The sequence below is a fragment of the Kocuria palustris genome (genome assembly GCF_007666205.1).
GTDB classification, from domain to species: Bacteria; Actinomycetota; Actinomycetes; order Actinomycetales; family Micrococcaceae; genus Kocuria; species Kocuria palustris_A.
Window position 1 is genome coordinate 199,439 of the sequence record NZ_VDOR01000002.1, and the last position, 14,413, is coordinate 213,851.

At 73.4% G+C, this 14,413-nt stretch carries 12 protein-coding genes and 1 tRNA gene; 7 read left to right on the plus strand and 6 right to left on the minus strand.

Annotated elements, in window-relative coordinates; genetic code table 11:
• Positions 1-11 precede the first annotated feature (11 nt).
• Positions 12-2,366, plus strand: coding sequence for a phosphoribosylamine--glycine ligase (gene purD, locus FSY66_RS03000; protein ID WP_144791147.1), 2,355 nt, complete (start codon positions 12-14; stop codon positions 2,364-2,366).
• Positions 2,367-2,494: 128 nt separating this feature from the next.
• On the opposite strand, the gene FSY66_RS03005 is transcribed toward purD, so the two are convergent.
• The 4 genes from FSY66_RS03005 to FSY66_RS03020 all read right to left on the minus strand — a co-directional run bounded on the left by FSY66_RS03005 (position 2,495) and on the right by FSY66_RS03020 (position 6,461).
• Positions 2,495-2,568: transfer RNA gene (locus FSY66_RS03005), tRNA-Pro, on the minus strand.
• Positions 2,569-2,673: 105 nt separating this feature from the next.
• Positions 2,674-3,129 carry a type II 3-dehydroquinate dehydratase gene (aroQ, locus tag FSY66_RS03010; RefSeq protein WP_144791150.1) on the minus strand — a complete coding sequence of 152 codons (456 nt, stop codon included), beginning with the start codon at positions 3,127-3,129 and terminating at the stop codon, positions 2,674-2,676.
• Positions 3,130-3,224: 95 nt separating this feature from the next.
• A complete protein-coding gene (locus FSY66_RS03015; protein ID WP_260853407.1) occupies positions 3,225-4,217 on the minus strand; it encodes a metallophosphoesterase in 993 nt (330 codons plus the stop codon).
• A 3-nt stretch (positions 4,218-4,220) separates the two neighbouring features.
• Entirely contained in the window at positions 4,221-6,461 is a 2,241-nt protein-coding gene (locus FSY66_RS03020) for a transglycosylase domain-containing protein (protein WP_144791152.1), read from the minus strand.
• A 96-nt stretch (positions 6,462-6,557) separates the two neighbouring features.
• Here FSY66_RS03020 and FSY66_RS03025 point away from each other — a divergent pair, with 96 nt between their 5' ends.
• The 3 genes from FSY66_RS03025 to FSY66_RS03035 are packed head-to-tail and all read left to right on the plus strand — an operon-like array spanning position 6,558 to position 8,278.
• Positions 6,558-6,755 (plus strand): DUF4177 domain-containing protein, encoded by a 198-nt coding sequence (locus FSY66_RS03025; protein WP_144791153.1) that lies wholly within the window; start codon positions 6,558-6,560, stop codon positions 6,753-6,755.
• Position 6,756: 1 nt separating this feature from the next.
• Positions 6,757-7,245 (plus strand): RidA family protein, encoded by a 489-nt coding sequence (locus FSY66_RS03030; RefSeq protein WP_144791155.1) that lies wholly within the window; start codon positions 6,757-6,759, stop codon positions 7,243-7,245.
• The gene (locus FSY66_RS03035) at positions 7,229-8,278 is read left to right on the plus strand and encodes an NUDIX hydrolase (RefSeq protein WP_144791157.1); all 1,050 of its coding nucleotides are present in this window, start codon (positions 7,229-7,231) and stop codon (positions 8,276-8,278) included. The genes FSY66_RS03030 and FSY66_RS03035 overlap by 17 nt, the downstream gene beginning before the upstream one ends.
• 77 nt (positions 8,279-8,355) lie before the next feature.
• Here the strand turns inward: FSY66_RS03035 and FSY66_RS03040 are convergent, their stop codons facing one another.
• Positions 8,356-9,033, minus strand: a complete 678-nt coding sequence (locus tag FSY66_RS03040) for a Crp/Fnr family transcriptional regulator (protein ID WP_144791159.1) — start codon at positions 9,031-9,033, stop codon at positions 8,356-8,358.
• 189 nt (positions 9,034-9,222) lie between these two features.
• Here FSY66_RS03040 and FSY66_RS03045 point away from each other — a divergent pair, with 189 nt between their 5' ends.
• On the plus strand, positions 9,223-10,413 hold the full coding sequence (locus tag FSY66_RS03045; protein ID WP_144791161.1) for a MarP family serine protease: 1,191 nt from the start codon (positions 9,223-9,225) through the stop codon (positions 10,411-10,413).
• Positions 10,414-10,507: 94 nt separating this feature from the next.
• On the opposite strand, the gene acs is transcribed toward FSY66_RS03045, so the two are convergent.
• The gene (gene acs, locus FSY66_RS03050) at positions 10,508-12,445 is read right to left on the minus strand and encodes an acetate--CoA ligase (RefSeq protein WP_144791163.1); all 1,938 of its coding nucleotides are present in this window, start codon (positions 12,443-12,445) and stop codon (positions 10,508-10,510) included.
• Positions 12,446-12,617: 172 nt separating this feature from the next.
• On the opposite strand from acs, the gene nth reads away from it, so the two are divergent.
• A complete protein-coding gene (gene nth / locus FSY66_RS03055) occupies positions 12,618-13,577 on the plus strand; it encodes an endonuclease III (protein ID WP_260853408.1) in 960 nt (319 codons plus the stop codon).
• Positions 13,574-14,380: an NUDIX hydrolase gene (locus FSY66_RS03060; RefSeq protein WP_144791165.1), complete on the plus strand. Its 807-nt coding sequence runs from the start codon at positions 13,574-13,576 to the stop codon at positions 14,378-14,380. The genes nth and FSY66_RS03060 overlap by 4 nt, the downstream gene beginning before the upstream one ends.
• Positions 14,381-14,413 lie beyond the last annotated feature (33 nt).

Below are 14,413 nucleotides of genomic sequence, written 5' to 3' on the forward strand. Positions count from 1 at the left end.
AGGCTGTGCCCGTGAAGATTCTGGTCCTCGGCTCCGGCGGTCGTGAGCATGCCCTCGTCCGCACCCTCCTGCGCGATCCGGCCGTCCGGGAGGTGCACGCGGCCCCCGGCAACGCCGGGATCTCCCGGGACGTCCCGGTCCACGCGGTGGACCCGCAGGACGCGGCCGCCGTCCTGGACCTGGCCCGCTCGGTCGGCGTGGACCTGGTGGTCGTGGGCCCGGAGGCCCCCCTGGTGGCCGGGGTGGCCGACGAGCTGCGCGCCGCGGGCATCGACGTGTTCGGGCCCTCGGCCGCGGCCGCCCGGCTCGAGGGGTCCAAGGCCTTCGCCAAGGAGGTCATGGAGGCCGCCGGCGTGCCGACCGCACGGGCCAGGACCTGCGCCTCCGAGCAGGAGGTGCTCGAGGCCCTGGACGCGTTCGGCGCCCCGCACGTCGTCAAGGACGACGGCCTGGCCGCGGGCAAGGGCGTCGTCGTGACCGAGGACCGGGACGCGGCCGCCGCGCACGCGCGGGCCTGCCTGGAGGCCGGCTCGCAGGTCGTGGTCGAGGACTTCCTCGACGGGCCGGAGGTCTCGCTGTTCGTGATCTGCGACGGCTCCGAGGCCGTGGCGCTGAGCCCCGCGCAGGACTTCAAGCGCATCCACGACGGGGACGAGGGTCCCAACACCGGCGGCATGGGCGCCTACACCCCCCTGTCCTGGCTGCCCGGAGGCTTCGCCGACGAGGTCCTGGAGACCGTGGCCCGCCCCGTCCTCGCGGAGATGGACCGGCGGGGCATCCCGTTCAGCGGCGTGCTGTTCTGCGGGCTGGCCGTGACCGCCGAGGGGCCGAGCGTGATCGAGTTCAACGTCCGCTTCGGCGATCCCGAGACGCAGGCCGTGCTCGCCCGGCTGGAGTCCCCGCTCGGGCAGCTGCTGCAGGCTGCGGCCCAGGGCCGCCTGGCGGAGGCCCAGGCCTCGCCCGACGACGGCCCCCTGCCCCTGCGCTGGAGCCCGCAGTCCTCGGTCGACGTGGTCGTGGCCTCGGCGGGCTACCCGGGCGCGACCCGCACGGGCGATCCCATCACGGGGATCGAGGACGCCGAGGCCCTCGAGGGCGTCGAGGTCCTGCACGCCGGCACGGCCCACGGCACGGGAGAGCACGACGGCAGCCTGCTCAGCTCCGGCGGACGCGTCCTGTCGGTCGTGGCCGCCGGCGACGACCTGGCCCAGGCCCGCGAGCGCGCCTACCGCGGGGTGGCCGCGATCCGGCTGGAGGGCTCGCAGCACCGCACGGACATCGCGGCCGGGGCGCTGCGGGCCGGTGGGCGGACGCAGCAGGGGCAGCCGGCCCCGGGTGCCGGGCAGGAGGCCCCCGCGGAGGCGCCCCCCGCGTCGGGCGATCGCGCCGAGCACCCCGACTTCCCGGGCCATCCCGCGCCCCCCGTGCTCGAGGGCTGGCGGCACATCTACTCGGGCAAGGTCCGCGAGCTCTACGTCCCCGAGGACGAGCACATGGCGGCCACGGGCGCGTCGGTCGGGGACGACGCCGAGTACCGCGCCGGCAGCGTTCTGGTGCTGGCCACCGATCGCATCTCCGCCTTCGACCAGGTCCTGCCGAGCGAGATCCCGGACAAGGGGATCGTGCTCACCCAGCTGTCGCTGTGGTGGTTCGAGCAGCTCTCCGAGGTGCCGAACCACCTGTGGAGCACCGACGTCCCGGAGGAGGTCCGCGGCCGGGCGGTGATCTGCAAGAACCTGTCCATGTTCCCCGTCGAGTGCATCGTGCGCGGCTACCTCACCGGGTCGGGGCTCAAGGACTACCGCCGGGACGGCGAGATCTGCGGTGTCGCCCTGCCCGAGGGCCTCGTCGACGGCTCCCGGCTCGAGGACCCGATCTTCACGCCGACGGGCAAGGCCGAGATCGGCGAGCACGACCTGCCCATCACCTTCGAGGAGATGGCCGACGGCATGGGCACGGCCGTCTCGGAGCGGCTGCGCGAGCTGAGCCTGCAGATCTACGCCCGCGCCGAGGCCATCGCCCGCGAGCGCGGGATCATCCTGGCCGACACCAAGCTCGAGTTCGGCCTGGACTCCTATCGCGGCGCGATCACGCTGGGCGACGAGGTCCTGACCCCGGACTCCTCGCGGTTCTGGGATGCCGAGACGTGGGAGCCGGGCCGTTCGCAGCCGTCGTTCGACAAGCAGTACGTGCGCGACTGGCTGCGCAGCGAGGCCTCCGGGTGGGACGGCCAGGGTGCGGCTCCCGCGCTGCCGGAGGACGTCGTGGAGCCCACGCGGGCGCGCTACATCGAGGCCTTCGAGCGGCTCACGGGGAGGACCTTCAGCCCGGACGGCCCGTTCGCGGAGGTCGAGGACTGCGGCTGAGGCCGCGCCGAGCCCGGGCCGATCCCGCTCCCGGCGGGATCGGCCCCTCTCGTGCGGTCGGTCCGCCGCAGCGGGGACGACGAAGGCCCCGGACCGCGCTGGCGGATCCGGGGCCTTCGTGCTCGACGTCGGGATGACAGGATTTGAACCTGCGACCTCCTCGTCCCGAACGAGGCGCGCTACCAAGCTGCGCCACATCCCGATGTCCACAGGCCGTGGCCCGTGCAACCCGACCAGTGTATGCGCACACGGGAGGGAAGTGAAATCGGCGTCGCGGCACGGGACGCTCAGGGGCCGGGCGAGGGCCTCATCGTCCGGCGCGCCCGCTGTGGCGGGCCATGAGCAGATCCAGGGCGTACAGGTAGCCGTGGGCCCCCGCGCCGGCGATCACGGCCTCGGCCACGGGGGAGATGTAGGACAGGTGTCGGAACTCCTCCCTGGCGTGCGGGTTGGACAGGTGCACCTCGACGGTCGGCAGCTCGGAGGCTTTCACGGCGTCGTGGAGGCTCACCGAGGTGTGGGTGAGACCGGCCGCGTTGAGGATGCAGCCCAGATGCGTGCCCCGGGCCTGCTGCAGGGCGTCGATCAGCTCGCCCTCGTGGTTGGACTGGCGGAAGTCGATCTCGGCGCCGAGGGCCTCGGCGCGCTCGGCCGTCAGGGCCTCGATGTCGGCCAGGGTCTGGGAGCCGTAGATCGCCGGCTCCCTGGTGCCGAGCATGTTCAGGTTGGGTCCGTTGAGGACCAGGATGCGGGGTCGGGGCATTGCGGCGTCTCCTCTCGGGGCCGACGAGTCGGCGGGCTGCGGTGATGGGTCTCGCGGGCAGGCGGTTCGTCGGGGGCGACGGCAGGCGGCCGGGCTCAGGCGCGCGCCGTGAGCCTCAGGAGCACGGCCTCGGGACGGCAGAACAGGCGCACCGGTGCGAAGCGGGATTCGCCGAGGCCGGCGGAGATGCCGACCGGCATGCCCTTCTGCTCCGTCATGCCCCGGCAGCGCTCGGGCTCGATATCGCAGTTGGACACGAGCGCGCGCCCGCCGGGCAGGCACACCTGGCCGCCGTGGGTGTGTCCGGCCAGCACCAGGTCGGCGCCGTCGTCGGCGAAGCGCTCGAGCGTGCGCAGGTAGGGCGCGTGGGCGAGGCCCAGCCGCAGCGCGGGCTCCTCCGCAGCGGGAGCGAGGGCGGACGCGGGGGCGGCAGCTGCGGACCCCCCGGGCTGCACACCGGCCGGGGCCGCTGAGCCCTCCGGCCGCGGCAGGCTGAACCCGGGGTGGCGGTCCAGGCGCAGGTGGGGGTCGTCGACCCCCGAGACGTCCAGGAGCCGGCCGCCCACCCGGACCGACGTCGCACGGTTGACCAGGCCGACCCAGCCGGCGTCGTCGAAGGCCCGGTGCATCTGCCGCCAGGGGAGCAGCCGCAGCTGCGTGCGGTCCTCGTCCTGCGTGCTGCCCTTCCAGAGGTAGCGCGCAGGGTTCTTGAACGTGGGCGCGAAGTAGCAGTTGGAGCCCGGGACGTAGAGACCCGGGAAGCGCAGCAGCGGCTCGAGGATCTCGAGCAGGTAGGGCAGGGCCTGGGGATGGGAGAGGTTGTCGCCGGTGTCGACCACCAGATCCGGCTCCAGCTCGGCCAGTCCGTGCACGAAGCGCTTCTTGGCCTCCTGGCCGGGGACCGTGTGCAGGTCCGAGATGTGCAGCAGGCGCAGATCGGGGGTGCCGGGTGCGAGCACCGGCAGCGTCTCGGTGCGCACGCGGAACCGGCGCCGCTCGCCGAGCACCCCCCACGCGCCGACGGCCAGGCCGGCGGCCGCGACAGCGGCACCGGCCCGGCCGACGGGCTTCAGGGGGGAGGGGCTCACGGATCAGGCGGTGGGCGTCGAGGCGCCGCCGCCGGACTCGGTGGAGGGGGTCGACGGCGCGCTGCGGTCCGCGCTGCGGCTGCCCTCGATCAGGTTGTCGGGGGCGGAGGGGAACTCGTCCGTGTTGTAGTCCGGGGCGATCTCCTCCATGAACGCCTGCCACTGCTCGCCGGCGTAGGAGGAGCCGTCGACCCAGTCGTCCGGATCCGAGGTCTGGGAGGCCGGTCGGTCGCCGCCGATCGAGACGTCGTTGAGCGAGCGGCTGCCCTCGGCGTAGCTGCCGACCCACGAGGCGGTCGACAGGCCCTGCGTGTAGCCGAGCAGCCAGGTCTGGGTCGAGTTGTCCGTGGTGCCGGTCTTGGCGGCGGAGGCGTTCTCGAGCCCGATGCCGAGCTCATGGCCGGAGCCGCGCACGAGCACCTGCTCGAGCACATGGTTCACGGTGCGGGCCTCGTTCTCGCTGATCTCGCGCTCGCACGAGGACTCGGGCACGGCGTACTCGGTGCCGTCGTGGCCCTTGACGCTGCGCAGGGCCCGGGGCTCGCAGCGCACGCCGTCGTTGGCGAACGTGGCGTAGGCAGTGGCCATGGTCAGCGGGGAGATGTTGTCCGACGAGCCGCCCAGCAGCGACGAGAGGTGCGTGGTGTCGATCGGCAGGCCGGTCTGCCCGTTGTGCAGGCCGAGATCCGCCGTGAGCTCGCCGATGCGGCACAGGTCGAGCTCGTCGGCCATCGCATAGATCGCGGAGTTGATCGAGTTGTAGAGACCGAACTCGACGCTCATGTCCCGCTCGTAGCCGCGCGACGCGTTCTGGAAGGAGAAGCCGCTGCCGTCGTCGCCGGGCTCGAAGACCGAGCCGCCGTCGACGCACGAGGCCTCCCAGGCGTGATCGGCCGGGTAGCTCGTGCGGGAGGCGTCGATCGTCTGCCCCACGGACTTGCCCGCGTCGATCCACGCCAGGAGCACTGCGGGCTTGAAGGTCGAGCCCACCTGGTAGCCGCCGGTCCCGGCGTCCAGGGTGTCGGTGTTGAAGTTGTAGACCGTGTTCTGCTGGTTCTCCTCCTCGGCCGCGGAGTAGTTCGAGTTCTGCGCCATGGCCACGATCTCGCCGCTGTCCGGCTCGATCGAGACGAGGGACGAGCCGATGGAGTCGGGGTTGTCGTCGGCGGGCTGGGTGTTCTCGACCTCGTCCTGGGCCACGCGCTGGGCCTTCGGGTCCAGGGTGGTGACGATCCGGAGGCCGCCGCGCTGGAGGTTGTTGAGGCGCTCGTCGGGGGTCTCGCCGAACTCGGGCGAGGTGAGGATCTCGTTCTCCACGTACGTGCAGAAGTACGGGGCGTCCTCGGAGGCGGTGCAGCCCTGGTTCTCCGGGTGCAGGTCGAGATCGAGCGGGGCCGCGGTGGCCTCGTCGTACTCCGCCTGGGTGATCATGCCCTCGTCGAGCATGGTCCACAGCACGGTGTTGCGGCGGTCGATCGACTGCTCGGGGTTGGTCGCGGGGTTGTAGTACTCCGGGGACTGCACCAGCCCGGCCAGCGTGGCCGACTGCTGGAGGTTCAGCTCCGAGGCCGGGATGCCCCAGTAGTAGTTGGCGGCCGTCTCCACGCCGTAGTTGCGCGGGCCGAACAGGACCATGTTCAGGTAGCCCTGGAGGATCTCGTCCTTGGACAGCTCGTTCTCCATGGAGACGGCGAGCTTCATCTCCTGGAGCTTGTCCACGTAGCCCTTGTTGGCGCCCAGGGTGGAGGCCTCGTCGCCGGCGCGGACGTCGCGGTCGATGATCAGGTTGTTCACGTACTGCTGCGTCAGGGTCGAGGCGCCCTGGCGGCCCTCCGAGTTGGTCGCGTTGTTCGCCATCGCGCGGAGGATGCCGGTGACCGAGACGCCGCCGTGGGTGTAGAAGTCGCGGTCCTCGACGGCGACGATCGCGTCCTGCATGTGCGGGGAGATCTGGTCGAGGGACAGGGGGGTGCGGTTCTCGGCGTAGAACGTGGCCAGCTCCGTCTCCCCGTCGCGCGCGTAGGCGGTCGACGAGCGCGAGATCGGGCCGTTGGAGAGATCCTCGGGGAGGTCCTTCATCCAGGCGACCGAGCCGCTGGCGGCGATGCCCGCGGCCGCCGCGGAGGGGAAGATCAGCCCGGCCACGACGGCCCCGGCCAGGATGCTGGCGATGAGGAACGCGAGGACGCGGCCGACGGCGGAAGTCCCCTCACGGGCATCGGGGGAGCTCGGAGATGAAGCCATTCGGTCATGGTACAAGCGATGCCTGCCAGCGCAGGGCGGCGCGCGATGAGGTCTGCACCACGGGATGCGGCCCGGGCAGGCGCTAGGGTTGGCCTCATGACGACCTGGGAATACATGACCGCGCCCATCATGATCCACGCGACCAAGCAGATCCTGGACAACTTCGGCTCGGAGGGCTGGGAGCTGGTGGCCGTCCTCCCCGGCCAGCAGCAGGCCTCCACCCCCGACGCCGCGGTCAACGCGCCGCAGCAGACCAACCCGATCGCGTACTTCAAGCGCCCGAAGGAGTCCTGAGATGGCCCCCGAGAGCTCTGCCGGACGCGTCGAGGCCCGCCTCGCGGAGCTCGGCCTGGCCCTGCCCGAGACGGCCGCACCGGCCGGCACCTACATCCCGGCGCTGCGCAGCGGCTCGCAGGTCTGGACCTCCGGCCAGCTGCCGTTCGTCGACGGGGTCCTGCCGAGCACCGGGAAGGTCGGAGAGGGGGAGGGGCTGATCGCCCCGCAGCTCGCCCAGCAGCTCGCGGCGACCTGCGTCCTCAACGCCCTCGCGGCGGTCAAGGACGTGATCGGCGATCTCGACCGGATCGGCCGCGTCGTGAAGCTCGTGGGCTTCGTCGCCTCGGATCCCTCGTTCACCGAGCAGCCGGGCGTGATCAACGGCGCCTCGGACCTGCTCGGCGAGGTCCTGGGGGATGCCGGCGTGCATGTCCGCTCGGCCGTCGGCGTGGCCGTCCTCCCCAAGGACTCGCCCGTCGAGGTCGAGCTCGTTGTCGAACTGGCCTGAGCCCCCTGCGGCCGCCGACGGGCCGCCCGACGCCGCCTCCGCGCAGGGGGCGGCCGGGCGGCCCTCGTCGTCCCGTCTGACTGCGCCCGGCGCCGCCCCGAGCCCGGTGCCCGGGGCGGTGCGCGGGCTCCGCCGCTTCCCGGTGCCGCCCGAGTACCGCGCGGCGGCGCAGCTCTGGCTGGATCCGGAGCAGCACGTCGCACCGGTGACCCCGCAGGACGCCGCCTGCACCGTGCTCATCCGCGACAGCCCCCGCGGGGTCGAGACCTACCTGACGGCGCACGAGCACCGCTCCCCGTTCGGGCCGGTGTCCTTCCCGGGCGGGCGGGTGATCGCTGCCGACGACGAGCCCATCCCGTGGTCGGGGCTCTCGAGCCAGGAGTGGGCCGGGGTGCTGCGCGACGACGTGGGCAGCGCCCGCAGGACCGTCGTGGCCGCCGCGCGCACCCTGTTCGCGACCACCGGCGTCCTGCTGGCCGGGCGGCGCCGGGACACGACGATCGCCACGACCGGCGGCCACGACTGGATGTCGGTGCGCGAGGACGTCGCCGCCGGCGAGCAGTCGCTGTCCGAGGTGCTCGCCGACCGCCGCCTGCTGCTGCGCACGGAGCTGCTGCGGCCCATGGCCCGATGGATCACGGCGGAGTTCATGCACCGCCGCTGCGACATCCGGTATTTCCTGGTCATCCTCCCGGAGCGCCAGGAGCCCGGGCCGCTGGGCTCCCGGGGCAGGCCCGGCGGCTGGGTCTCCCCGGCCGAGGTCCTGCGGGGCCGGCCGGGCGAGAGCCCCGGCGAGCAGGGGTCCGCGCCGCCCCGGGTGCGCTCCGACCGGAGCCTGGAGCGCCAGGACCTGCGGCCCCTGCTGACGCCGGCGACCGTGCTGATCCTGGAGGACCTGGCCCGCGCGCCGTCGGCGATCGCGGTCGCCGCCCACCGCCCGCACCTGGAGCCGCGGATGGCGCGGCTCGAGCGGGCCGCGGACGGCTCGCTGGGGCTCGCGGTCGACCGGGCCGTCGCCGCGCGACGACGCTGAGCGCCGCAGCCCGGACAGCGGGCGAGGCCGCGACCCCGTGGGGGTCGCGGCCTCGTCGTGCGCGGAGCAGGGGGAGGTCAGCGCGAGCGCTGCTGCAGCCGCGGGGTGTCGAGGATGACCACGGCGCGGGCCTCCAGGCGGATCCAGCCGCGCTGGACGAACTCGGCCAGGGCCTTGTTCACGGTCTCGCGCGAGGCGCCGACCAGCTGGGCCAGCTCCTCCTGCGTGAGCTCGTGGGCGACCAGGACGCCGTCCGGGGTCTGCCGGCCGAAGCGCTCGGCCAGGTCCAGCAGCGCCTTGGCCACGCGGCCCGGGACATCCGAGAAGACCAGGTCGGCCAGGTTCTCGTTCGTGCGGCGCAGGCGGCGGGCCAGGGCCTGCAGCAGCTGCTGCGAGACGGCCGGGTTGCGCTCGAGGACCTTGAGCAGGTTCTCGTGGTTCAGGCCGGCGAGCTGGGTCTCCGAGACCGCCGTCGCCGCGGTCGAGCGCGGGGAGGGGTCGAACAGGGCCATCTCGCCGAAGACCTCGCCGGGGCCCATGACGGCCACGAGGTTCTCGCGGCCGTCGCTGGCCGTGCGGCCCAGCTTCACCTTGCCCGAGATGATGAAGTAGAGACGGTCGCCCTGGTCGCCCTCGTGGAACAGCGTGGCGCCGCGCGGGAGATCGACCTCGGTGATCTCGTCGGTGAGCGCGGCGAAGGCCTCGTCGTCCAGGGACGCGAAGAGGGGGGCCCTGCGCAGGACCTCGGTATCCATGGTGCTCCTCGGTGGTAGCTCGTCAGGGGGCCGATGCTGTGACGCATTCGACACCATCCCCACCACTGTAATGCGAGATACTCCGAATCCCAACGGACCGGTCACGACCGGAAGCGCCGGGCCCGCCGGGAGAGGGGAACCGGCGGCGCGATCCGGATCGCCGGGACGGGCCCGGGAGAGGAGGAGCCGATGACCTGGAGCCTGATGGACCTGATCATCCTGATCGTCCTGGTGCTCGGACTCCTGCACGGCCTGATGCGCGGGATCCTCCGGACGCTGGTCGGGATCGCGGGGCTGCTGGCCGGCGGGGCCCTGGCCCTGTGGGCGATCCCGCAGATCCCGCTCGAGTCGGCCGACCGGGTCGTGCGGCTGCTCGTCCTCGGCGGGGTGCTCGTGCTCGGGATGCTCGGCGGCCAGGCGCTGGGAGAGGCCCTGGCGGGCCGCGCGGCGGCGGCGGTCGCGGTGCGCTCGCGAGCGCTGCGGTTCCTGGACGCGCTCGGAGGAGCGGCGATCGGTGCGCTGGCCGCCGCCCTGGTCGTGCTGGCCGCGGTGTCCACGCTGGCCAGCGGGCCCGTGCCGGCGGTGGGCGCCCACGCCGAGCGCTCGCCCATGATGCGCCTGGTCGACCGCGCCGCCCCGCCGGTCGCCGTCGACGCCCTCGAGCGTGCTCAGGAGCGCGTGGCGGGAAGCACCGGTGCCCGCGAGCTCGACACCCTGCTCTTCGAGCCGGCGCCGCCTCCGGCCGGCGAGGTCGACGACCCGGAGATCACAGCGGCGGCCGGATCCACCCTGCGGATCGTGGGCTTCGCACCGCAGTGCTCGGCGCGGCTGAGCGGCTCGGGCTTCGCGGCGGCCGAGGGCCAGGCCGTCACGAACGCGCATGTGATCGCCGGCGCCGAGCGGGTCTTCGCCCACGACGCCCAGGGGCGCCGGCACGAGGCCGAGGTCGTCGTCTTCGATCCCGCGGCCGATCTGGCGGTGCTGTCGGTCCCGAGCCTGGAGGCCCCGGCGCTCGGGATCGCGCCGACCCCGCCGCCCGGGACCGCGGCCGCCTTCGCGGGCCACCCGGGGGGCGGCCCGCTCGAGATCGGCCCGGCCGAGGTGCAGGGCACGGCCCGCACCTCGATGAGCTCGATCGACGGGGACGCCCCGAGCCCGCCCGTCGAGGTCCTGCAGTTCGCCGGCGGGGTGCAGGAGGGCAACTCCGGGGGCCCGCTGCTGGACGGGGACGGACAGGTGATCGGGGTGGTCTTCGCCCGCTCGTCCTCGAGCTCGGCCGGCTTCGCCGTGACGACCGAGGCGCTGGGCGACGCGCTGACGGCCGCCGCGGGGGCCGAGCAGCCGGTCTCGACGCAGGAGTGCGAACCGGTCGACCGGTGAGCGGGAAGCGGCCGGCGGTGAGCGACGGGGCCGGACGATCCGCTCGGGATCGGCCGGCCCCGTCGTCGGGCATGCCGCTCTCAGCGGCGGCCGGTCACTTCTGCCCCAGCGACTCCACGATCTGGTCCATGACGGTCTGATCGGCCAGGGTCGAGACGTCGCCGACGGGGCGGTCCTCGGCCACGTCCTTGAGCAGGCGGCGCATGATCTTGCCCGAGCGCGTCTTGGGCAGCTCCGGGACGATCAGCACGCGCTTGGGCTTGGCGATCGGCGAGATCTCCCGGCCCACGTGTGCCCGCAGCTCCTCGGACAGCTCATCCTTCGAGCGGCCCTCGTCGACGGCCTCGTCGGTGAGGATCGCGAAGGCGACGACCGCCTGGCCGGTGGTCTCGTCGGCCGCGCCCACGACGGCGGCCTCGGCGACCGAGGGGTGCGAGACCAGCGCGGACTCGATCTCGGAGGTCGAGAGGCGGTGCCCGGAGACGTTCATGACGTCGTCCACGCGGCCCAGGACCCAGATGTCGCCGTCCTCGTCGAAGCGCGCGCCGTCGCCGGCGAAGTACATGCCCTCGAAGCGCGACCAGTAGGTGTCGACGAAGCGCTGGTCGTCGCCCCAGATCGTGCGCATCATCGACGGCCACGGCTCGCGGACCACCAGGAAGCCCTGCTCGCCGTTGCGCACCGTCTTCCCGGACTCGTCGACGACGTCGAGGCTGATGCCCGGCAGCGGGGTCTGCGCCGAGCCGGGCTTGGCGGCCGTGACGCCCGGCATGGGCGTGAGCATGTGCGAGCCGGTCTCGGTCTGCCACCAGGTGTCGACGATCGGGCAGCGGCCGTGGCCGATGTGCTCGTGGAACCACTGCCAGGCCTCGGGGTTGATGGCCTCGCCCACGGTGCCGAGCAGGCGCAGCGAGGAGAGGTCGTACTCGGCGGGGATGTCCTCGCCCCACTTCATCATGGTGCGGATGGCCGTGGGGGAGGTGTACATGGTGGTCACCCCGTACTTCTGCACGATCTCCCAGAAGCGCCCGCGGTGCGGCGAGTCAGGGGTGCCCTCGTAGATCACCTGGGTGGCGCCCATGACCAGCGGGCCGTAGGCGACGTAGGAGTGGCCGGTGACCCAGCCGATGTCGGCCGTGCACCAGAAGACGTCGGTCTCCGGCTTGAGGTCGAAGGTGGCCTTCATGGAGAAGGCGTCCTGCGTGAGGTAGCCGCCGGTGGTGTGCAGCACGCCCTTGGGCTTGCCGGTGGTGCCCGAGGTGTAGAGGATGAACAGCGGGTCCTCCGCGTTCATGGGCTCCGGCGCGTGCTCGGCCGACTGGTCATCGACCAGGTCGTGCCACCAGTGGTCGCGGCCCTCGGTCCACTCCACGTCCTCGCCGTTGCGCTTGACCACGACGACGTTCTCGACCGTCGGGGCGCCCTTGGCGAGGGCGTCGTCCACGACCGGCTTGATCTTGGAGGGCTTGCCGCGGCGGTAGGAGCCGTCCACGGTGATCACGAGCTTGGCCTCGCCGTCCTCCATGCGCGAGCGCACGGCGTCGGCGGAGAAGCCGCCGAAGACCACGGAGTGGATCGCGCCGATGCGCGCGCAGGCCAGCATGGCGATCACGGCCTCCGGGACCATGGGCATGTAGATGCCCACGCGGTCGCCCTTGGCGATGCCCAGCGAGACCAGGGCGTTGGCGGCCCTGCAGACCTCGTCCTTGAGCTCGGCATAGGTGTACGAGCGATCGTCGCCGGGCTCGCCCTCGAACAGCAGCGCCCTGCGCTCGCCGTTGCCGGCCTCCACGTGGCGGTCCACCGCGTTGTAGGCGGCGTTGAGGGTGCCGTCGGCGAACCACTTGGCGAACGGCGGGTTCGACCAGTCGAGGGTCTCGGTGAACTCCTGGGACCAGCTCAGCAGCTCGCGGGCCTGCTCGGCCCAGAACTCGGGTCCCTTGGACGCGGCCTCGTCGTAGATCTCGGCGGTGACGTTGGCCTGCGCCGCGAACTCCTCCGGCGGGGGGAACGTCTGCTGCTGATCGGTCATCTCGGCTGATCTCCTGTCCGATGTGCGGTGAATCACGGAATCTGCTCCGAGACTAGTTCACGCCCGGAGCCGACTCCAACGGAGACCGGGGCCGCCTCCGGGGGCTGGGCAGCGCGGATCTCGGTGCGCTCGCGGACGGAGGCCGTCGGGGCGCCGACGTAGCATCGGGAGCATGAGCCTGCCCGATCAGACCCCGGCATCCCCAGCGGCCTCCCCAGCGGCCTCCCCAGCGGCCGCGGAGCGCGAGCCGCATCCGCTGCACCGGTCGCAGGGCGGCCCGGTGCCGGATCACGTGCGGATCGTGGATCCCCCGAAGGCGCGGGCCGGGGCGGCCCGCCGGGCCAGGACGGGGCGGGAGGAGTCGCCGCTGGCGCTGAAGCGGCGCGCGCGGCGGATCGCCGCCGAGCTGGGGCGGACCTACCCGTACGCGGTCGCGGAGCTGGATTTCGACTCCGCCTGGCAGCTGCTCGTGGCCACGGTGCTCTCGGCCCAGACCACGGACACCCGGGTCAACGCCACGACCCCCGCGCTCTTCGAGCGCTGGCCGGATCCGCGGTCGCTGGCCGAGGCGGAGCGCGCGGAGGTCGAGCAGATGCTGCGGCCGCTGGGCTTCTACCGCTCCAAGGCGCGCTCGGCCCAGGGGCTGGCCCGGGCGATCGAGGACGAGCACGACGGGCGGGTCCCCGGCCGCCTCGAGGACCTCGTGAAGCTGCCGGGCGTGGGCCGCAAGACGGCCAACGTGGTGCTCGGCAATGCCTTCGACGTCCCCGGGATCACCGTGGACACGCACTTCGGGCGCCTGGCCCGCCGCTTCGGCTGGACCCACGAGGAGGACCCGGTCAAGGTCGAGCACGCCGTGGGGGAGCTGTTCGAGCGGCGCGACTGGACGGATCTGTCCCACCGCCTCGTCTATCACGGCCGCCGCATCTGCCATGCCAAGCGCCCGGCCTGCGGCGTCTGCCCCGTCGCGGATCTGTGCCCGTCCTACGGCACCGGCCCGGTCGAGCCGGAGGCGGCCGCCGCGCTGCTGGCCTACGAGTTCGAGCCCGGGCGCGAGGAGCTGCTCGAGGCCTTCCTGGCGGGGCGCTCGCGGCGCGAGCTGCGCGCGGCCGGGCACGGGCTGAGCGCATGAGCGCCGGGAGCTGCGAGGACGGCCGGCGGCGCGCCCGCGACCAGCTGCTCCGGGCCGTGGTCGCCCTGCGGGAGCAGGGGCCGCTGCGCGTCGACTCCCTGCGGCACCGCGGGACGCCGCGCGCATCGGCGGTGCTGATCCTCGTGGGAGTGCTCGACGACGTCGAGGCCGACTCCGCGGCGCGCGGCGACGGCCCTGCGGCGGACCTCGACCTGCTGCTGACCCAGCGCGCCCCGACCCTGCGCGCTCATCCGGGGCAGGTGGCCTTCCCCGGCGGCCGGCTGGACCCCGAGGACGGCGATCCCGAGGACCCGGGCGATGTCCTGGAGCTTCCGGGCGGCCCCGTGCAGGCGGCCTTCGTGCGGGCCGCGCTGCGCGAGGCGCAGGAGGAGACGGGGCTGGATCCGCGGGGCATCGAGGTCCTGGGGGCCCTGCCCACGACGCCCGTTCCGGTCTCCGGGCACGACGTCACCCCCGTGATCGGCTGGTGGGCGCGGCCGAGCCGCGTGGACGTGGTGGACCGCGCCGAGTCCGCGCTCGTCTTCCGCGTCCCGCTGCTCGACGTGGTGGATCCGCAGCGGCGCCACACGGCCGAGGTGCGCCGCTCCGGGCCGGACTTCCCGGTCAGGCGGCACCGCTCGCCGGCCTTCCGCATCCCCCGGACCGTGACCGACCCGGCCGGCGGGCGCGACGAGGTCGTCGTGTGGGGGTTCACCGGGATCCTGCTGGACCGGGTGCTCACCGCGGCCGGCTGGGCCCGGCCGTGGGACCGCCACGACGTCCGCCCGGCCCCGCAGGGCTGAGCCCCGCCGCTGCCGGCACCCGGGGCACCCCGT

Coding starts and splice junctions, on each gene's coding strand:
- aroQ (WP_144791150.1), bottom strand. CDS start 3,129: ATGCCCCGACCCCGCATCCTGGTCCTCAACGGACCCAACCTGAACATG.
- FSY66_RS03020 (WP_144791152.1), bottom strand. CDS start 6,461: ATGGCTTCATCTCCGAGCTCCCCCGATGCCCGTGAGGGGACTTCCGCC.
- FSY66_RS03025 (WP_144791153.1), top strand. CDS start 6,558: ATGACGACCTGGGAATACATGACCGCGCCCATCATGATCCACGCGACC.
- FSY66_RS03030 (WP_144791155.1), top strand. CDS start 6,757: ATGGCCCCCGAGAGCTCTGCCGGACGCGTCGAGGCCCGCCTCGCGGAG.
- FSY66_RS03040 (WP_144791159.1), bottom strand. CDS start 9,033: ATGGATACCGAGGTCCTGCGCAGGGCCCCCCTCTTCGCGTCCCTGGAC.
- FSY66_RS03045 (WP_144791161.1), top strand. CDS start 9,223: ATGACCTGGAGCCTGATGGACCTGATCATCCTGATCGTCCTGGTGCTC.
- acs (WP_144791163.1), bottom strand. CDS start 12,445: ATGACCGATCAGCAGCAGACGTTCCCCCCGCCGGAGGAGTTCGCGGCG.
- nth (WP_260853408.1), top strand. CDS start 12,618: ATGAGCCTGCCCGATCAGACCCCGGCATCCCCAGCGGCCTCCCCAGCG.
- FSY66_RS03060 (WP_144791165.1), top strand. CDS start 13,574: ATGAGCGCCGGGAGCTGCGAGGACGGCCGGCGGCGCGCCCGCGACCAG.